Source organism: Virgibacillus dakarensis, from assembly GCF_900155625.1.
GTDB classification, from domain to species: domain Bacteria; phylum Bacillota; class Bacilli; order Bacillales; family Amphibacillaceae; genus Lentibacillus_C; species Lentibacillus_C populi.
In genome coordinates this window covers 2,347,183-2,368,003 of sequence record NZ_LT732554.1, presented here as the reverse complement: position 1 = coordinate 2,368,003, position 20,821 = coordinate 2,347,183, and the positions used below count along the sequence as shown (strand labels likewise).

The window sequence follows — 20,821 nt, the reverse complement described above, 5'->3', positions numbered from 1 at the left end:
TTAGAAAAATAGTAATGAAATATAAAGTCCAATTAATGTTATCAATAGGATGGGTATCGTTAAAACAACCCCAGTTTTAAAATATGTTCCCCAGGATATTTTCACCCCTTTTTGGGATAAAACGTGAAGCCATACCAATGTGGCGAGTGACCCAATTGGAGTGATTTTTGGTCCTAAATCAGATCCTATAATATTCGCATAAACAAGTGCCTCTCGTATTACACCTGATGTATTTGTTTCTGCAATTGCCAAAGCATCAATCATAACAGTTGGCATATTATTCATAATTGCAGATAGAATAGCTGCTATAAAGCCCATAGAAACGGTAGCAATTAACAATCCTTCTTCAGCCACTTCTTGAATAACACCTGCCAAGACAGAAGTAAGTCCTGCATTCCCTAATCCATAAACAACGACATACATTCCTATTGAGAAAAAAACAATATTCCAAGGCGCTCCTTTAATTGCTGATTTTGTATCAACTACTTCGCTTCTTCTAGCCATCAGAATAAAAAGTATCGCAACAATACCTGCCACAATGGAAACAGGAATATGAATGAATTCACTAGTAAAGTAACCAATTAATAATACCGTTAAAACAAACCAAGACAAACGGAACAATTTTTGGTCCTTGATCGCTTCTACTGGTTTTCTTAGTTTAGACAAATCGTATGTTTTAGGGATACTTTTTCTGAAATAAATGAGTAAGACGGTAATCGTTGCAATTAGTGAAAAAATGTTTGGAATAACCATCCTCACAGCATATTCGAGGAATCCAATTCCAAAAAAATCAGCAGAAACAATATTTACCAAGTTACTTAGATAAAGGGTAATGATGTTGTATCAGCAATAAAACCACTAGCAATAATAAACGGAAAGACCATTTTTTCCTTGAATTTCAAATGACGAACCATTGCAAGTACAATTGGTGTTAATATTAATGCAGCACCATCATTGGCGAATAATGCAGCAACAATCGCACCTAAAATACTCACATAGACAAACATTTTAATTCCATTTCCTTTTGCAATCCTCGCCATATGTAGAGCGGCCCACTCAAACAAACCAATTTGATCTAATATTAATGAAATAAGGATGATTGCAACAAACGATAATGTTGCGTTCCAAGTAATGTCTATTACTTCTAAGACATCACTAAATCCAACAACTCCTACTAAAAGAGCAATGATTGCTCCAGCACAGGCAGACCAACCGATATTTAATCCTTTAGGCTGCCAAATAACGAAAATTAATGTAGCAATAAAAATAATAAGTGCTAAAGTGAAATCTTGATTCAATCGTATTACGCCACTATTGCACTACCCTGTAGCATAATAACTTCAACAACAAGGGTGCGTGAATCCTTCTTGGATCAACGCACCCGGTTTGTTAAAATTGGAATGAGAATAATGCATTTAATGTGCCATTTTCAAACATAATATAAATCCCTAGCCCTATAAAAACAATTGGAACAATCCAACGTTCATATTTCTCAACTTTTTCTGATACAAAATCCAAGGAAGCTAAGCGATAGCTGACATAACATAAAACCCCAACCATAATGAAAAAGACAATACTAGCAATAAGAATTTCAACCGCGTTTAATGCTGTGAAATAAGGTATATAAATAGAAAAGTCATCTGCACTGGAAGACAGCACAATAAATATAACTGTTAAATATAATTGATTAAACCGATTGGAGGAAAATAAAGATAATATATTGCTATCATCTTCATCTTCCTCACCCTTGATCCAAATCTTAATACCCAAATAAAGGGGAATAAGCCCAAGGAGACCTAAAACCCATTGCTCAGGAATTAACCATGTAATACCGAGGGCAACCAATAGACTTGCAGCTATAATAATTGCTGTACCTATGTATTGTCCAATCCATATATGTTTTGCTTGCCCTTTTTTTATTTGCGAAAACAAAAGGATTAAAATAATAAGATAGTCAATCCCTGTTGCTACATAAACTGCAGCTGCTGTAAGTGCCGTTGCAATCATTATTTCATCTCCAATACTTCTGGATAGGGCTTTTCAATGGCAAGAAAAGCCCTTAATTTTACACACACATATTTATATATTAATTTTCTTTTACCCGCATTAACCTTAAACCATTTAAAGCGACTAAAAGAGTTGCTCCCATATCTGAAAGGATGGCAATCCAAAGTGTTAGCCAACCGGGGATAACCAATAATAAGGCAATGAATTTAATAGCTAATGCGAATGTGATATTTTGCTTAATTATAGTCAGTGCTTTTCGGCTTAGTTTCACAGAAAATGGAAGTTTTCTTAAATCGTCTCCCATTAAAGCTACATCTGCTGTTTCAAGGGCAGTATCTGTACCAGCTCCACCCATTGCGATTCCAACAGTAGAGGCAGCTAACGCAGGGGCATCATTGACACCATCTCCAACCATCGCTACGTTGCCATATTTAGATCTCAATTGTTTAATAAATTCTAATTTGTCTTGTGGCAATAGTTCTGCTTGGATATCCGTTACCCCAACATGACCTCCAATTGCATTGGCTGTACCTTTGTTGTCACCTGTAAGCATGATGGTTTTTTTGATTCCAAGTTGATGTAACTTATGAATAATTTCCTTGCTGGATTCACGTACTTCATCAGCTACTGCAATGACAGCAAGGATTTCTTTTTCAGTTCCAACAACCATTGCAGTTTTCCCTTGATTTTGAAGGGTCTTAATAAGTTGATCTTGCTCGTTATTAAAATCGACTGATAGATTCTCAAATAATTTCGGATTTCCAATGTAATAAGTCGTGCCGCTGATAGTCCCCTTAATTCCTTTTCCTGTGATAGAAGAGAAATCATCCACGATTATATGAGTGTAGGTAATGTTCTCCTCTTCTGCTTTTTTCATAACGGCTGAAGCTAATGGATGCCCGGAACGATATTCTAATGCAGTAATGATAGATAACATTTCTTCTGCATTTACCTGATTATTCAATACGTTAAAATCTGTTACAACTGGAATCCCTTTTGTTAATGTACCCGTTTTATCAAAGGCAATCGCTTTTAAGGCGCCCATTTCTTCTAGATAAATTCCGCCTTTGATAAGCACACCTTTTTTAGCTGCATTTCCAATTGCTGAGACAATAGAAATTGGGGTTGAAATAACTAATGCACAAGGGCAACCAACGACAAGAACAGCTAGCCCTTGGTAAACCCATGTTCCCCAGCTCCCACCAAATAATAATGGTGGCACAACAGCAACCAGTCCTGCGATAATCATAATAATAGGTGTATAATATTTTGCGAATTTATCTACAAACGCTTGAGATGGCGCACGTTCCCCTTGAGCCTCTTCAACAAGGTGAATGATTTTGGAGATTGTTGTATCTTCAACCAGCTTTGTTACTTTAACCTCAAGTATTCCCTCTTCATTTAATGTTCCTGCAAAAACTTCATCATCCATCGTTTTCTCGACAGGGACTGACTCGCCTGTAATAGCCGCTTGATTAACAGCAGAGTAACCATTTACTACTACACCATCCATAGCAAGCTTTTGACCGGGTTTCACAATCATAATATCGCCAACAGCAATATCATCAACATGAATCATCATTTCTTGCCCATTTCTTCTAACAAGCGCCTTTTTAGGAGCAATATCCATTAGAGATCGAATCGATTGTCTTGCTCGATCCATAGAGAATCTTTCTAGAGCTTCACTAATTGCAAAAAGAATAACAACAATTGCACCTTCTGCCCATTCCCCAATAATAGCTGCTCCAATAATTGCCACTGTCATAAGGGTTTTCATGTCAAATTCAAAATGTAGCAAGTTTTGAAACCCGACTTTAAAGAGTGAATATCCGCCAATTACTATCGCTGCTGCAAACAATAGGGAAGTAATAATATTTTCCTCTCCATTAACAAACTGAGAAATATAACCAAAAACGATTAATAAAGTAGCATATAGTAACGTGCTGTGTTTTTTATAAAATGGCTCTTTTTCTTCTTTAACCTCTTGTTTCTCTTCCCTTAATGGTTTATCTTGAGTCACTTTAAGATTTTCAAAAGCACCGGCTTTTTCTAATTCTTCAATGTTTGTATCGCCATATACCTCGATTTTAGACGCACCAAAATTTACTTTTGCATCCTGAACCCCTGATAATTTTTTTACATTCTTTTCGAATTTACCCGCACAATTAGCACACGAAAATCCTTCAACCCGGTACACATTTTTATCCTGATGAACAACAATTGGTGCTTGCCGTTTTGGTTTTTCAGGCATTACTTTAAGATTTTCAAAAGCTCCTGCTTTCTCTAATTCTTCAACAGTTGCATCACCATACACGGATATTTTAGATGCGCCGAAATTAACTCTTGCGTCTTGAACATTGGGTAGTTTCTTAACATTTCTTTCAAATTTTCCTGCACAATTTGCACATGAAAAGCCTTGTACTCGGTAGGAAGTCATTTCTGATTCTGATTGTTCTGCTTGTTCAGACATTTACCTCCACCTCTTTCTTGTGTGTTAATGCAATCATCATAATTTGTTTGATATGTTTATCGTTTAACGAATAAAAGGAGAGCTTTCCTTCCTTCCGATATTTGACAATCCTTTGCTTATAAAGTGTTCGTAAATGATGAGAAGCATTAGCAACCGTAACTCCTAAGATATTTGCTATATCACAAACACATAGCTCATCATCTTGACACAGAGCATAGGTGATTTTTGCTCTATTTTCATCGGCAATTGCTTTTAACATTTGAGAAATACCAGAAATATCTACTGTTTGTAAATCACCCTGTATTCTATTAACCTTTTCCTCGTCATAACAAAAAACTTCACAAGTATCCTTTTTATTCAAATCATCACCTCATTCAAATATTCATTTGAATATATCATAACTTTTTTCCATTACATATTCAAGCAATTACTTGAATGATTTTAAAAAAGAACTGAGATTTCCCAATTCTGATAACATCTTCTTGAACTTTCATTTATTAGCCTCAATAAGAGCGTATACCCATAAAAATTTCGATAGTCCAAATAATAGTTCAAGAAAGAGCGAATATTATTCTTTGCTCAATAAAGCTAAGTTTCTCAAATATGACTTAAATAACAATCGAGTAGGAGGAGGCGACTAACCTCCGACCTCTCACACCACCGTACGTACGGTTCCGTATACGGCGGTTTCATTTAAGTCCAACGTAATGTTTGATATCGATAATATAGACTCTTCAGCCCTTGGTTTGACCAGTATCGGTCACCAAGGGCTTTATGCAAGATTGGGCTATTGGCTATTCGCCAATAGGCTTTCTTTGTGTTTGCCCATTCCCACGCTTTTCCCTTATTGATTCCTTGTTTCATTAAGTTCTTATACTTTGTTTTGACTTTCTTCCACTCCTTCCAACGTATCATTCGCAGCCTTCTTCGAATCCAGCTATCTAGACCTTTAAATATAGAAGGTGTATCTGCCAGTTGATAATAACCAAGCCAGCCCACTAGGTATCGATTTAACTTCTCAATCCTATCCTTCATGTTCATAGACTTCCTTCTAGAAGTTAGTTCTCTAATACGTTGTTTGAAACGTTGGACACTTTCTTTAGAAACCCGAATCTTCGGTTTTTCCTTATGGACAGTGAAAGAAAAGCCAAGGAATTTGCGTTTCCATGGACGGTCTACTGCACTTTTCTGTTCATTTACTTTTAATTTAAGTTTTCCTTCGATGAATTTAGTAATACTTTTCATCACTCGCAAACCGGCTCTTTTGGAGCGTACATAGATATTACAATCGTCCGCATAGCGGACGAAATGAAGTCCTCTTTTCTCCAGTTCCTTGTCTAACTCATCTAGGACAATATTTGAAAGTAGTGGACTTAATGGGCCACCTTGCGGCGCTCCTTCTGTGTTTGGACGCACTATCCCGTCCTCCATTACACCTGCTTGTAGATATCTGCGAATTAGTTTAAGCACTCTGGAATCATTAATCCTTCGGCTCAATGTACGCATTAATCTATCGTGATTAACTTTATCAAAGAATTTCTCTAAATCCATGTCGACGACCCAACGATATCCTTGTTTAATATAGTTTCTTGCTTCTCTTACAGCGTCATGACCTCGCATTTTAGGACGAAATCCATAGCTATGTTGAGAGAATGTTGGGTCATAAATATCTGTTAGGACTTGTGCAATTGCTTGTTGGAGGAATCGGTCCATCACAGTAGGAATCCCCAACTTCCTCTTCCCGCCGTTTGGTTTCGGGATTTCGACACGACGAACGGGTTGAGGATAGTAGGTTCCCTTTTCGAGTTGTCCTCGAATGGTAGTCCAGTGTTCCAAGATATGCGCTCGTAGGTTTTGTACGGGCATTTCATCTACACCGTGACTTCCTTTATTTCCTTCTACGCGTGTTAGCGCTTGTATTAAGTTTTCCCGTGATAGTATTCTCTCCAACATGGTATCTAACTCCTACGTGAATTGTCCGTCCTTCTTGTGTGGCAACTACTTTCAGCCCTTCTAATGTCCCCCACGGATTCACCGTTTCCTCCATTAGGAAGGAATAAATGTTTCTGCTTCATTAAGTGTTGCGTACGTAAAGTGGCAATTCTCCTTAAATGATTCAGCCCTTCCTAGATATTCTAGAAGTATCTAGTACTATGGCTTCTGCTGATTTCTGATAGTTCAGCGAACATTCGCATGTTCGGTTACGCAATGTGTTGCGCATTTCTAACAGACCTCCCCGGGTAAGGATGCAATCTTTCCTTCCACCTATCTGCTTCATTTACTCTGTATCACCTTCGACAGAAAGGACTTTGTTTTGTTTTGCAAACTCATCCAATGATACCTAGCCTTATATGAAGTTTGTGTTCCTCAGACCGGAAGTTTGCCGCCCGCTTCCTTCAGATTCCGCGTCACCACGGACACCCTTGCGTTGAGCTAACCGCTACTTCTGTCTTCACGGCTCGGGACTTTCACCCTAGAGATTGCACCCATGCCGGGCGCACAAAAGTTGGTTATACTAAGATTAGAATAACCCAACATTCTATACTAGCGTGATAAAGATGTTTAGGTTGTATTTCTTTATAGAATCCCGTCCTTATTTTGATTTTAGCAGATCAATTAAAATAAGGATGGGATTTCTCATTATATTAGTGTTGATACTGTTTTTATATATTTGCTTTAGATGGTAAATGTAGTTATAATGTAAAGTATTAATTTTATTTTTAGTATCCATCTTGCTATTTCTATATTGTTTACTATATAATAACTATACTAAACTTTATAAGATTAAATCAAAATTTCATAATAAAAAAGGGAGAACCCCAAATCTATGTTAGGTCTTTGTTAGTTCAAAGGCGTACTTAGATTTGGGGTTCTTTTCTTTTTGCACAAGTTTTGGAGGGTTAAGTAATGACAATGTTAAGTAGAGAAATGCTAAAACAACAAAAAATATTAAAGAGTCTTTCATCTGTTTCTCTTCGTCTAATCCCATTTTTAGCGGCAAATACAGATTTAGACAAACGAATTAATGTAACATTAGAACAAATTGAAGCAGCTAATATTATGACTCCGCGACTAATAAAGGAAGCATTAGGAAGACTGGAGAAAGTTGAGTGGATCTATCGGGGTAAAGATGGTTACTTATATAGTAAATTCAATACTATTTCAACAGCTGAGAACCATAATTTCTACTATATAAACTTGTATAAATTCTTTCAATCTGATGAATTTAAAAAATCATACAAGCGCCAATTACAATTCCTATTTTATATTCTAACAGCAAAACTACCGGGCCACGAACATTCTTTAGCTATTGAACACCTTTATCAAAACCGGACAAATGCAAAGCATGTAAAGTTAGACTTTTTTATTAGTTTTGAAGATATGATATCCAACCTTTTAGATTTAATTAACAAAGGTTTTTTTGAAGTGCGACTTGGAGCGAACAGAGAAGTACTAAATAAAAATACTAAAAATCTTAGAGAAAGATTAAATACATTTGCTGAAAAAACTGGTAAAAGAAAGAAACGAATGAGTCATAAAGAAGAAAAACATCATATCATTCATATTCGTATAGCAAAAGATTTAGTTACAAAAGATCAAATTTGTGACATTTATGATATGACAAGATTGGCAACGTTGCAGGATTTAAAATCTATCGCAAAAGATTTTGGATGTAGTTTAGACAGCTTTGATGTAAAAGCTTTAGAGAAGGTCCATATGGTAAAGGCAAAAATATATAAGGAATTCGGTGATGTAGGAATACAATTATATCGTGAAGGCTTAAAAGATTTTTTCAAAAATAGAAGCCATTCTTTTCAAAATCTGATGGAAAATGGTAATTTTGGTAATACAATTAAAAACTTTTATGTTATTCCTAGAATTGAACAAAGACTTAAAACCTTATTCGAAGAGGTGAAAAATGATTATTTTACTAAAGTAAAAACATTGCCATATCAATCCTTAAATTTAAAACATGCTATTAAAGATAGTAAACCATTTATATCTTACATTATGGAAGAATCATATAACGACAACCTTATCATATTAGACCGTGAATTAGAAGCAGCATATAGCTTCATATATAGCCAATTTACACAGGTAGATAAGTCTTGGTATGAATTTAAAGAAAAAGTAGAAAAAATCTATAAAGATGAGGCCGAAGCTCATGGTAATGATAGGAATAAAGTATTTTATCTTGCTATCCAAAGGCAATTAAATCAAAAAGAACGTACTATCTCTAAAATCAAACGGGACAGTAACTATAAAAGAGAAAGAAGAGAAAAATTACTTTACAATCCTTACGTAGCAATTACCGAGTAATATCGGATCTTTTTAAAAAATTATTATTACTGTTTTTTTAAGATCCAAAATGCGGGAACTACCTAATAATTGTGTACGGCGGACTATTTTTACCACTTGTGCGATCTTTTTTACCACCTTTTGCGGCGGGATGTACCACTCACTGCGGAACACTTTACCACATGTATAAAGAAATCCCCCGACTGTTTGGGGGGATTTCTTTATACACTAAAACGGAAGAATTCCTAATTGAAGTTCAAGCTTTAATTTCTCACAACGCAGTCTATCAATCTCTTTCTGTAACTCCTGCACCATTTCCTCGAGTCTTTCTATTTTGGTTTTATCATCAATTCCTTTTTCATAGGCTGTTCCAACACGACTTAAATCTATCAAGAAAGATAACACAGCTGGTTCATAAATATGGTAGTTCCCTTCAAATTCTGTTGCTTCGATTTCACCTTTAGCTATCCATTGCCTAACATCTTTTTCATCACATTCCAACTCATAGTTGTGTAAGAGATCAACCGTTTCTGATATTGTCATGTAATCCTTCATTTAAAACTCCCTTTCTGTTCTTATTCTTGGTATTTATTAAAGGCTGCTGTTCTCTTCATCGTTTTTCTTTTGATGGTGCACACCAAGACGTTCACGCATCGATACTTTTCCGTCAATAAAAATATCATAAGAATCATGAACAATCCGGTCTAGAATGGCTTCTGCCAGGGTTCCGCCTCCCAATTTTTCATACCATCCATCAAGATCAAATTGGGAACAGAATATATTGGATTGTTTTGCCTGACGTCTTGTATTAATCACTTCAAGAAGGAGAGCTGTTTCTTCATCCGTTAATGTATAAAGCAGCCATTCATCAAGAATAAGAAGGTCAACCTTCAGAAGCTTTTTCATTAATTTGGTGTAGCTGTCATCCTGTTGATATTTTGCTATTTTAAATGCTTCTAATAAATCTGGAAGTCGTGTATATTGAACCTTGAAGAATTGACGGCATGCTTGTACACCAAATGCGATAGCCATCCAAGACTTCCCGGCTCCAGACACTCCTTTAAAGATAATATTTCTCCCATCCAGAATATAACTGCCACTGGCTAGACGTAAGATTAAATCCTTATCCAGTTTTCGATCTTCATAGTAGATGATTTCCTCCATAGAGGCAGACTCAGGAAATGCTGCCTGTTTAAGAAGTCGATTGATTTTATTGCTTTTCCGCCGGGATTCCTCATGGTCAATCAAGATGCCGAATAATGTATCAAAATCCATCTCTTTATTTTCTCCCTTGGTAGAAATAGTTTCATAGGCTTCTGCCATCCCTGATAGTTTCAATGCTTTTAGTTTATCTATATTCTGTTGATTCATTTATTTTTCCCTCCAAAATAAGAAGCCCCGCGAGTGAAACCGTGCTTATTTTGCACATTATCTTTCTTCTGTGTGAAAGTTTTCTCTGAGTCTGCTTTTTTATTGTTTTTGATAAGTGTTTGAATACTTTTCACGGTTGGTCGATTCGTGATTTCATGCACCATTTTACACGCACGTTCGATTTCATAAACAGTATAGGTACGCTCCAGTTTCTTTAGGGCAAAGACGGACTTCATTGCTTGTTTTTCAACTTCGTAGCTATCCAATAGAAACTTCACCACAAATAGCGTATGTTCTCCAATATTCTCCGCCCAATCCAATGCGTCTTGCGGTGTTTGTTCCACGTAAAGTTTATGATTATCCGGCATATGATCATGTACAGTAGAAAATTGCCCGTATTTCCCATGCAGTGTTGGATGAGAAGCGATTCTCATGTAATTGAAATAAACTTCAATCGCCTCATCTGAGACTTTCACATCGACTTGTTTTCCTATATACTCATAGGGAACGGAGTAAAACATACTTTTTACAGAGATATGATAATCAGGCTGCACTTTGGCTGTTCGCCACTCAGACATCTGGTAGGGCTTAGCGGGAAGAGGAGTAAGGGCGTACTTCTCTTCTTCTATAAATGCTGACCAACGGGAGCCTTCTTTTTTTGTGAAAGGCCGGTGGTTAAACTCCTCCAGTTTCTTTCGAATCTCCTGGTTTATTTCCTCTATCGTAAAACATTGAGTATTCCTTAATGCGGCAATAATCCAGGTTGACACCGTGTTCACGGAACCTTCTACATTCGGTTTATCCTTTGGTGAACGCACGCGTGCTGGCATGACCACCGAGTGATAGTGGCGGACCATTTCTTCGTATGTTTTGTTTAACACCAGTTCTTTGCGGGTATGTTTGGTCACTCCTGTCTTTAAATTGTCTGGAACAATGATTTGAGTGCTTCCTCCCATGTATTCAAACGTGTGTTGATGAAGCTTTATCCAAGACGCTAAATCCATGGATAAAGAACCTTCGACATAGGAAAGCAGCGAACATGGTAAAGTTGCCACAAATACATACACTTTCACTTTTTCCCCTGTATCGGGATCAATGATAAATAAAGTAGAACCTGCCCAATCTACTTCTAACAATTCCCCTGGTTTCCGTTTGATTCGCAAGGTTGCTTTATATTTTTGGGCAAAGTTATGGTAATGCTCCGTGAATGTCCGGTAGGCATAGGGAATCTTTTCTTGTTCCTCGGATTTCCTCACATATTCTTCATGAAGCAATGTCAATGTAACATGTGGTTTGGCCAACTCTTTATGCAGATAATCAAAATCAATCATTTGCCGACCTGAAGCTTCCAGTTTTTTCTCAGGATAGAGAAAATCTTCAATCCAAGAATCTGTCATTTCTTCATCTAATGGACATTTCAATCCCCTTTTTTCCGCTAATCGTATGACTTCTGTGACTTTTTGTCGTGAATGGCGAGTCATCGCTGCGATATTTCGTAAACTCCTTTCCTCGTCATATAATTCCAGCATCTGTCGATATGGAAACATAAAAAACCTCCTGTATTCCTAATGTCATGCCGGTTGGCATGCACATTAAGTATACAGGAGTCGATAAAATGGTAAAGACTTCCGCAAAAGGTGGTAAAATTCTCCGCATTTAGTGGTAAAAAAGATTGCAAGGCTGGTACATATTGAATGCCATACTCAATAATAATTTTTTTAAAAATATAAAATATAAATTCTGCCTTTCTATCCTAGTGGAGAAGGGTTATTTGGCATGACCATTTTTCAAACAATACCTTTTTATAAAAATGTATAGGACGATTCTCTTGTTTCTGTATTGTATTCTTTCTCAATAAAGCTTTTTTTTAAAGAATAAAGTCCAATTACACCAGCAAATTTTTATAGTATCTGTTTAATATTTATATTTTAAGATAAAATTTTTTGTTAGATTTATTAATTTTATATTATAGACATTTAATTTATAGTATCAATAAAATTAATTATCATAAAAACTATTCAATTCCTTACCACGTAAGGGTTTGTAATAGTAATTTAAAGATACTAATGTATCTTATTATGTTTTTTATCATTAAATATTATTACAATACATATTACTTTTTTGATTAAATTCTTAGTTATAAAACAACTTCAAAAACTATTCTTTTAATAAACTTATAACATCTTCTATTACATCCTTGTCACACTTCTTATCTATCATTTGTTCAATGACCATTACTAAAGTCGCTCTCCGATAAGTCTTTGTTAATATTTTTAGAATGGATTGACTATCGATTATCCCATATTGATCTAAATGCTTCTTTATGAGCGCAGCTTCTCCGTCCCCCAAAACTAAAACATTCTCAACCTTTTTAATTGTGTATCCTTTTGAAAATAAGATTTCCGCCACCCTTCTTTTTTCAATGGAACTTACAATATAATCTATCCAATATAATTGGTTTTCTCTGAATGAGGTAGCTTCCTGTAATTCCTCAAAAGAGGCATTTTTTATGATATGTTCAATATCCATATTGTCCATATGTCACACCGCCTTATTGTGGTTAATAATTTAAAAAATAGAAATGTATAAGTATATCCATGTGATAAAACTATTGCTTCATAAATTGAGACGCTTGCTTTATGTTGAGTATGATAACTTTCAAAGCATAACTAAGCCTTGAACAACAGTTTATCATCTGACACACAGAGGATTCATGGTAAGTTATCTTCTATAATATTCGTTTTAAAAATCATTTCCTTTTTATCAATTTATGCCAAATAAGATATTAGTTTATTCATTTATCCCATAAATAGTTATTTTGTAGTCATAATTGGTTGATATATAGCCATGAACTTCTATTCAAAATTTAATAAGAGGTTATAATTATAGAATGAGCAAATGTAATAAAATATTTTATCTAACTAAACGGGGGAGAAAGTTATGATTAACGATGATGTGCATACTTTAGGAATGTTTGCCGATAAAGCTTTCGATGAGGGAGATATAGACACTTTACACAAAATAGCGGAGGATTGTTTAAACCGAGTTGAAACAGGAAAGTATAATCGCCTTGAGAAAGGAATTTTAGCTTACCATGGGGCTACTTCCTACAGTAACTATATCCACCTAAAGTATAAAGGTTTATTAATTTATTCTGAGAAGAGTAATAACGAAGAAGACTTTGAAATGTGTTTATTATTGTTTCGATTATCTATAGAAAATTTAACTTCATATCAGGAAAGAGACGAAATAAAAGAAGATTCAGAGGAATCTTATCACCTTGGAAATTATTTATTAATGGCATATACTAACTATGCAAACGTATTGAATACATGCGGTAGGATTATTAAGGCACTATCATATTTAAAAATTGGAGTTGGTAGTGGTTTTCCAATGGCTATAGGAAACTTTGCTGGATTTTTAATGGATTATGCTTCGCTCGACTATGATAATGGTCATCGTTCAGTTCTTGCTAATGAATCCTATCAATTATTAAAAGAAGTATTGGAATTCAATGATATAGAAGAGTATGCAACTGAGCATTATAAAAGTTTAAAAGCTAGTTTAAAACAATGGTATCCAATAGAATATCTAGAGAAACCTTACGAATTTGAAGAATACTCATTAGGGGATTCCGATGATGAAATCAATTACCGAAAATGGTGTATTAAAAATACATTGTTTCTGAATACTTTAAACGATGCCTTTCCTTATTCCATCTCTGCACATGATATCCTTCATCTGCCTAATATTATTACAAAAATCGATGAGGGACCAAGATTTCATGGTTTGTTTAATCAAATAAAACAAGAATATGTATCTGCTAGATTCATGATTTTTGATGCCATTTCATTTCAAGGGTCTCATTTTTCGGATAGAGATGTTCACCTTGTCAATACATTAGATTATCCGGTATATGGCATTTCAATTGAGAAATTGAAATATGCCTATAGAAGTTTATATTCATTATTTGACCGTATTTCCTTTTTTATAAATGATTATTTTGAAATTGGAATCAAGGAAAGAGATGTATCTTATCGAACAATCTGGCAGGACAAAGTTAGAAAAGGGAAAAACTCCTACAACTTAAAAGTCGATTTAAAGAATAGGATGACAGAAAAAGATACATTTAATCTCCCATTAATCGGTCTGTACTGGTTATGCAAAGATATTGGAAAGCAAAAGGTAGAACATCACTATATAGAACCAGCTATCGTACATATTTCGAAAATACGACATCATTTAGAGCATCGTTATTTAAAGGTTCATGACACTCTTTTGTATCCAATTACAGAGGAATTACGAGAAAATAAGGATGATCCGTTGGCCTATTCCATTACGGTTGATGAATTTAATGATGCTGCAATGAAACTACTTTCTTATGTACGTGAAGGAATTATATTATTGACTATGGGTGTACACGTAGAGGAACTTAGAAAGAAAAGTGCGTCAGATGGTTTAATTATGCCGATGCACATGGATCAATACGATGATGATTGGAAACAGCTAAATTGAATTTTAGATTGCCTTCTTTGAATAAATTATATATCTTTGGAAATAATAAAATATGTTAGTGCAACTTGTATTTCAGACATAAAAATAAGGAAGTATTTACTTCCTTATTTTTTGTCCTCTCTCGTTGATAGTTTGCCCACTTAAAATAATAAGATTTGCTGCATCTTTATAAGATTCCGTTCGATATTAGTCAGTACAAGAAGACGAGGTTTAAGGATAATGTGTATTTCATCTATTCCAAGCCATTTAGGAGTCTCGATTTGATATTCTTGTTCTTTGAATGCCACATGGCCTTAAAGACGTACAGTACTAAATTATTTTTGTGACCACAAATGCTCTTAGAAATTCCTTAAAGCATTAATATAATAGGTGATTGGAAAATAGTTTATGGAATCCTTTTGTAGACTTTGCTTAACTACTGCACCCTTTAGTAATTATTAGCCGGTTTACTTGAATAAGAAGTTGTAAAAAGGTTGCCTTAGCCTGCACAACAAGATAATTTCGATACATCTTTATCGAACGTAAGTGCAGCTAATTTTAGCCCTTCAGCCATTGTTAAATATGGTGATAGGGTTTCTGTTAAATCTTCTATCGTTAAGCCAAATTTAACAGCTAATGTCGCTGCATAGATGACATCTCCTGCATTCTCAGATACAATATGGACCCCTAATACTTTCAATGTTTTTGCATCTGCTACTAGTTTAAATACACCGGTGGTTTCACGGTTTACAATTGCTCTTGGAACAGCATCTAAGGGTAATACAGATGTCTTCACATCATACCCTTTCCCTTTTGCTTGTTCTTCTGTTAAACCAACCGTTGCAACCGATGGATTCGTAAACGTAACAGCAGGAACAATTGATAAATCTATATTTTTGTTTAACCCACCGATAGCATTATCAGTAGCAATTCCACCTTCATAGCCTGCTACATATACAAATTGCGGTCCTAACGTCACATCTCCTGCTGCATAAATCTTTTGATTACTTGTTTGACCAAAATCATTGATCAGGATTTCATTATTTTTTCCAATTTCAACATCTGCAGCACTTAAATTTAAAGAATCCGTATTTGGTTTTCTTCCAGTAGCAACAAGTAACTGATCTGATTCAATGACTTTTTTACTGCCATCCACTGTTACGTAAACCTTTTTTATCTCTCCACTTTGTTCAACACGCTCAAAAGTTGCCCCTTTGACAAGTTTTATTCCCTGTTCAATCAAGGCTTTTTCAACTGTCTCTGAAATCTCAGGATCATATTCTTTTAAAAGTCGCTCACTTCTTTGGATTAGTGTTATTTCTGAACCTAGATGATAAAATAGTTGTCCAAGCTCCATTCCAATGTATCCTGAACCAATCACCGTTAACCGTTTTGGTACTTTCTTTAATTCAAGTAGAGTTGTACTAGTTAAATAGTCCACTTCTTCAAGTCCTGAAATTCGTGGTAACGAGGGAGATGCACCTGTTGCAATTAAAAAGCGTTTTGCAGATAACTTTGCCCCATTGACCTCAATCGTACTAGCATCAACGAATTTTGCTTCACCTTCAATTAAATCAAAGCCATATTCATCAATTAAATCCACATATTTTTGATTCCGAAGTTCACTCACCAATTTATTCTTTTGCGTGATTAAACTAGCTAAATCCACTTCTCCAGCAGATGTTTGTAAACCTATAAACGGATTTTCTTTTGATAAATGATTGATTTCCCCTGCCCTAAGAAGAGTCTTTGATGGAACACAGCCAATATTCACACAGGTTCCCCCAACCGTTCCACACTCAATCATTCCAACTTTTGCACCATATTCAATAGCTTTAATTGCCGAAGAAAAAGCAGCAGCGCCAGAACCAATAATAAGAAGGTCATAGTTGTCCTCATTACTTAAAGCCACGTTTTCTTGAGATGATACTTCCTCAATTTCTCCAGTTTGATAATTTGCTTCATCAATCGCCTTTTTTGCACTTTCAACCTCAATATCATCGGGCAATTCAAATACGACTTCACCACGACGAAAACTAGACTCAATATTTTTAGCACCTATATTTCCAAGTGCTGATGCCACGTGTTTTTCACAACCCGTACAAGTCATTCCTTGAATGTTTACCTTAAATTTAATCATAATAAGTACCATTCCTTTCGCTGTGCTCAAGGCACAAATCTTAATGAAAGTAATTCTCTCCCCCAAAATATTAAATGTTATAATTATAGATGGATAGGCAGATACACTACAGAGCACGATGGGGTGAGTGGTGTCAGTATATACTGCCCGAATAATAAGATGTGCCGTTTGCTTTTTCAAGCACAAATAAGTGTGCCACCGAGCACGTAAACTAATCCTTGTATAAACAATTCCTGTTTATTCCGCGGCAAACAGTCAATGTCTGCCTTATCCACTATAAACTTTCGAGGGGATGTGTATATGCTAAGGATTGTTCACCCAATTTGCTGTGGAATTGATGTCCACAAAAAGTTTGTTGTGGCAACTGTTGGAATAACAACCAAATCAGGAGTTACCGAGTACCAGACCAGAAAGTTTTCCACTTTCTCGGAAGATCTACACCATCTTCTAGATTGGTTAAAATCTCAATCTTGCGTCCATGTCTGTATGGAATCTACCGGGAAGTACTGGCATCCTGTGTTTAATGTGTTAGAACACGACTGTCAGGTTGTTGTTGCCAACCCAAAATATGTGAAGGGCATTCGCGGGAAGAAAACCGATGTGAAAGACTCCGTTTGGCTTTGCGATCTGCACAAGCACGGTTTGGTTCCCGGCAGTTTTATACCGCCATTACAAATTCGCCAAATTCGTGATTTGATGCGATATCGGTTCAAACTTATTAATTTCAAATCCAGCGAAAAAAATCGAGTTCAAAACTCCTTGACTGTCTCTAATATCATGATTTCCAGTGTGGTTTCGGATACGTTTGGTGTAAGTTCCATGAAAATCATTCATCATATTCTGGATGATCCGGATGACACCAATTTTGATGTTTCTGAGATGCTGCACGGAAGTATGAAAGACAAAACGGATATCATCACCAAATCCATTCAAGGAAATTTAACCAAACCACAAGCTGATAAAATGCGTGTGTCCCTTCAACATATGGATAATATTAAGAAACATATTGCGGATATTGAATCCGTCGTTTTGAAATTATCTCAGCCTTACTTGCCACAAATCGAAATACTTTTATCCATGCCAGGTATTAAAGATATTTTTACAGCCATTGCCATTCTTGGTGAGATAGGTGTCGATATGTCTGCATTCCTTTCTCAGAAACATATCAGCTCCTGGGCCGGATTAACACCTCAAAATGATGAGAGTGCCGGAAAGAAAAAATCTGTCCGTGTTTCAAGAGCTGGCGTTTATATCAAACCTTTATTGGTTCAATGTGCCAATGCTGCCATTAAGAGTAAGGACTTTCCTTACTTCAAAAATCGTTATCATCAAATTAAAAAACGTCGCGGTCACAAAAAAGCAATTATCGCCATTGCCCATAAACTGCTTATTTGCATTTACCATATGCTTGATAAAAATGAGCCATTTAACGAAGAATTATATCAAATCGATTCCAAGCCCAAACAGACTTATTCACCAAAAATTACAGAAGATATGGCTATTCGATACTTGGAAACTTTAGGCTATCAAGTAACTGATAAAGGTGTAAAAACTTAGTAATTATATTTTACAATATATGCCAATAAAGCCTTGGATTTGAGGCTTATTTTGTTATGCACTTTTTTTATTTAAGGTGTATCTTTTTATTCTTTCAAACTAAGCTCCCTTCGTTAATCTCTCATGTTAATGTTTCTATTATTGGACACGAATGTAATTGCTTTTCATCTGGACATCGTTGTTTTAAGTCATCTAACATAGTTTCAATACGTTTTAAATCCTCTATTTGCTTTTGAACTTCCTCTTGTTTTTTAGAAACAAATTCGAACATATCTTGACAACGAACTTCATCTTTATCTACAACGCCAAGTAATTTATAAATCTCACTTAAAGAAAAACCAAGTTCCTGTATTCGCTTAATAAACCCAACACGCTTCACTTCATCATCTGAATACATCCGATAACCAGCTTCCGTTCGGTAAGGCTCTTGTAATAAATTTTTTCGTTCGTAATATCTAATAGTTTCTTTGTTAACTCCACATTTATTTGCGAACTCACTAATTCGATAAATCACCTTATTTCACCCCATAAAAATTATAAACCGTGTACCATAGTACACGGTCAAGTAAATATATTATCAAACTTTTCTATTTCTTGTTCAATTAATATGAGTCATTAGTTACAAGATAACATTTAAATTCTTCTATACAATAATTTGAATATCCCTCTTGGTTCGGACCATTTTAATTTTTTCACAACTTAACATTCCACCAAATAATCCAATTTAAACATTAATTGTTTTAAAGGCATTAAAATAGTAATTCCACTATATATTCTGAAGACCCTTTATTATATTTATCTACATTCTATAAATTTTATTGTTTCCCTTTATTAAAACTCTGATAATTCTTATTCCCACCAGAAAGATTAAATACATCCTTAAATCCCATATTTATTAACACATTTTGCGCAGCATTTCCAGTTACACCTTTGTTACAGTACGTTACGGTAGGGATATTAGGATCCAAATTCTTCGCTTCCTTACGCAACTTTGCTAGTGGCATATTTACTGCTCCATCCACTTTCGATACCTCATACTGCTTCGTTGCTCTTGTATCGATAATTTGTATTTGCTCACCGTTCTCGATTCGGTCCGTTAATTCTTGTGGGGTAATCAGTTTATTTTTCTTATCAATCGCATTTTGTAAAGCCATACCTGTATACATTACCGGATCTTTCGTTGTACTAAATGGTGGTGCATATGCTAAATCTAGATGGAACAAGTCTTTTGCTTTTGCTTTAAAGGAAATGGCTGTTACAAATACATCGATTCGCTTATCAACACCATCTTCACCTACGATTTGCACACCTAAAATTTGGCTTGTTTTCCTATCGGCAATTGCCTTAATTACTAATTCTTTACCACCCAGATATTCTGCTCTTGCTGGTTTAATATTGTGTAATACTTCAAGATCAAAACCTTCTGCCTTAGCCTCTTTTTCACTTAACCCGGTATAGCCTACCGCTAAGTCAAATACTCTTAAAATTCCTGTCCCTAAAATGCCCCGATGTTCCAAATCTCCACCAGTAATAACATCACCAGCGATACGTCCCATTTTATTAGCTGTAGAGCCTAACGGACGGTATATAGGTTTTCCAGTTATAACCGAAAAACTTTCTGCTACGTCCCCAACGGCATAAATATCAGGTAGATTCGTTTGCATCTTGGTATTCACTTTAATCGCTCCAGATGTGCCTAATTCCACGCCTAAATCTCTTGCTAGTTTCGTATTTGGTCTAACACCAGTGGCTAAAATGACCATATCGGAATCAATGACATTGCCACTTTTCGTTTCCACAGTATTCTCCGTAATCACAGTTGCTTCTTCGTTTAATAACAAGTTTACTCCGTTATCTCGGATATGCTCCTCTACACGGAAAGCCATATCTTTATCCAAATGTGGCATAATCTGATTACTGCGCTGAACAATCGTTACTTCTAATCCTTTATGAGTCAATTGTTCTGCCATTTCAAGACTGATGAAGCCAGCACCAATAATGGTGACCTTTTTCGGGTTATTTGAAACCATAAACGAGTTGATAGATGCTGTGTTTTGGATATTGCGGACATGAAAGACATGCTCCATCTCCACCCCTTTAATTGGTGGAGTAATTGGAGTCGCACCAGTTGCAAATACCAAGGTATCGTAACTGTCTTCTTTCGTCTCGCTTGTATCTAGATTTTTAACTGTAATTACTTTCTTATCTGGATCTATCTTTATCACTTCATGACGTGTTTGAATATCCACGTTGTAACGTTTTTTAAACCATGCAGCACTTCTAGGTGTTAGTGTCTCTAACTCGTCTACTTCCCCTCCTAAAAAGTAGGGGATTCCACAAATAGAATAGGAGATATCATAATCTGCATTATATAACGTAATTTCTGCGTTTCCGTCGTTTCTGCGTGCCTTTGCAGCAACAGATGTACCAGCTGCAACGGAACCAATAATAATTATCTTCATATGTTTATAATCCTCCAGATC

General features: G+C 35.6%; 14 protein-coding genes and 1 pseudogene. 3 read left to right on the top strand and 12 right to left on the bottom strand.

Annotation, left to right across the window (positions count from 1 at the left end; genetic code table 11):
* The 5 genes and pseudogenes from CZ382_RS20825 to ltrA form a co-directional block, all read right to left on the bottom strand.
* Positions 1–1,298 (bottom strand): annotated as a pseudogene (locus CZ382_RS20825) (arsenic transporter).
* A gap of 91 nt (positions 1,299–1,389) precedes the next feature.
* Positions 1,390–2,007 (bottom strand): CadD family cadmium resistance transporter, encoded by a 618-nt coding sequence (locus CZ382_RS20820; RefSeq protein ID WP_071649279.1) that lies wholly within the window; start codon positions 2,005–2,007, stop codon positions 1,390–1,392.
* A gap of 79 nt (positions 2,008–2,086) precedes the next feature.
* Complete coding sequence (locus tag CZ382_RS20815) at positions 2,087–4,477, bottom strand: heavy metal translocating P-type ATPase (RefSeq protein ID WP_060681772.1); 2,391 nt, start codon at positions 4,475–4,477, stop codon at positions 2,087–2,089.
* Entirely contained in the window at positions 4,470–4,838 is a 369-nt protein-coding gene (locus tag CZ382_RS20810) for an ArsR/SmtB family transcription factor (protein ID WP_060681771.1), read from the bottom strand. Before CZ382_RS20810 ends, CZ382_RS20815 begins: the two co-directional genes overlap by 8 nt.
* 332 nt (positions 4,839–5,170) lie before the next feature.
* Positions 5,171–6,430 (bottom strand): group II intron reverse transcriptase/maturase, encoded by a 1,260-nt coding sequence (ltrA, locus tag CZ382_RS20805; RefSeq protein ID WP_088053030.1) that lies wholly within the window; start codon positions 6,428–6,430, stop codon positions 5,171–5,173.
* A 954-nt stretch (positions 6,431–7,384) separates the two neighbouring features.
* Here ltrA and CZ382_RS20795 point away from each other — a divergent pair.
* Positions 7,385–8,797, top strand: a complete 1,413-nt coding sequence (locus tag CZ382_RS20795) for a hypothetical protein (RefSeq protein WP_060681770.1) — start codon at positions 7,385–7,387, stop codon at positions 8,795–8,797.
* A gap of 207 nt (positions 8,798–9,004) precedes the next feature.
* Here the strand turns inward: CZ382_RS20795 and CZ382_RS20790 are convergent, their stop codons facing one another.
* The 4 genes from CZ382_RS20790 to CZ382_RS20775 all read right to left on the bottom strand — a co-directional run bounded on the left by CZ382_RS20790 (position 9,005) and on the right by CZ382_RS20775 (position 12,685).
* Positions 9,005–9,331, bottom strand: coding sequence for a hypothetical protein (locus CZ382_RS20790; RefSeq protein WP_088051617.1), 327 nt, complete (start codon positions 9,329–9,331; stop codon positions 9,005–9,007).
* Between the two features lie 36 nt (positions 9,332–9,367).
* On the bottom strand, positions 9,368–10,147 hold the full coding sequence (istB, locus tag CZ382_RS20785) for an IS21-like element helper ATPase IstB (RefSeq protein WP_088050154.1): 780 nt from the start codon (positions 10,145–10,147) through the stop codon (positions 9,368–9,370).
* Complete coding sequence (istA, locus tag CZ382_RS20780) at positions 10,144–11,694, bottom strand: IS21 family transposase (protein ID WP_088050155.1); 1,551 nt, start codon at positions 11,692–11,694, stop codon at positions 10,144–10,146. Before istA ends, istB begins: the two co-directional genes overlap by 4 nt.
* A 610-nt stretch (positions 11,695–12,304) precedes the next feature.
* A complete protein-coding gene (locus tag CZ382_RS20775) occupies positions 12,305–12,685 on the bottom strand; it encodes a hypothetical protein (protein WP_071649280.1) in 381 nt (126 codons plus the stop codon).
* Between the two features lie 402 nt (positions 12,686–13,087).
* On the opposite strand from CZ382_RS20775, the gene CZ382_RS20770 reads away from it, so the two are divergent.
* Positions 13,088–14,662 carry an LA2681 family HEPN domain-containing protein gene (locus CZ382_RS20770; RefSeq protein WP_071649281.1) on the top strand — a complete coding sequence of 525 codons (1,575 nt, stop codon included), beginning with the start codon at positions 13,088–13,090 and terminating at the stop codon, positions 14,660–14,662.
* A gap of 478 nt (positions 14,663–15,140) precedes the next feature.
* Here CZ382_RS20770 and merA read toward each other — a convergent pair whose 3' ends face one another.
* Positions 15,141–16,781 carry a mercury(II) reductase gene (merA, locus tag CZ382_RS20765; protein WP_060681935.1) on the bottom strand — a complete coding sequence of 547 codons (1,641 nt, stop codon included), beginning with the start codon at positions 16,779–16,781 and terminating at the stop codon, positions 15,141–15,143.
* Between the two features lie 300 nt (positions 16,782–17,081).
* Here merA and CZ382_RS20760 point away from each other — a divergent pair, with 300 nt between their 5' ends.
* Positions 17,082–18,338, top strand: coding sequence for an IS110 family RNA-guided transposase (locus CZ382_RS20760; protein WP_088051730.1), 1,257 nt, complete (start codon positions 17,082–17,084; stop codon positions 18,336–18,338).
* Between the two features lie 121 nt (positions 18,339–18,459).
* On the opposite strand, the gene merR is transcribed toward CZ382_RS20760, so the two are convergent.
* Both merR and CZ382_RS20750 read right to left on the bottom strand, forming a co-directional pair.
* Positions 18,460–18,852: an Hg(II)-responsive transcriptional regulator gene (gene merR / locus CZ382_RS20755; RefSeq protein ID WP_060681934.1), complete on the bottom strand. Its 393-nt coding sequence runs from the start codon at positions 18,850–18,852 to the stop codon at positions 18,460–18,462.
* 301 nt (positions 18,853–19,153) lie between these two features.
* Positions 19,154–20,800, bottom strand: a complete 1,647-nt coding sequence (locus tag CZ382_RS20750; RefSeq protein WP_088053029.1) for an FAD-dependent oxidoreductase — start codon at positions 20,798–20,800, stop codon at positions 19,154–19,156.
* Between the last annotated feature and the right edge of the window lie 21 nt (positions 20,801–20,821).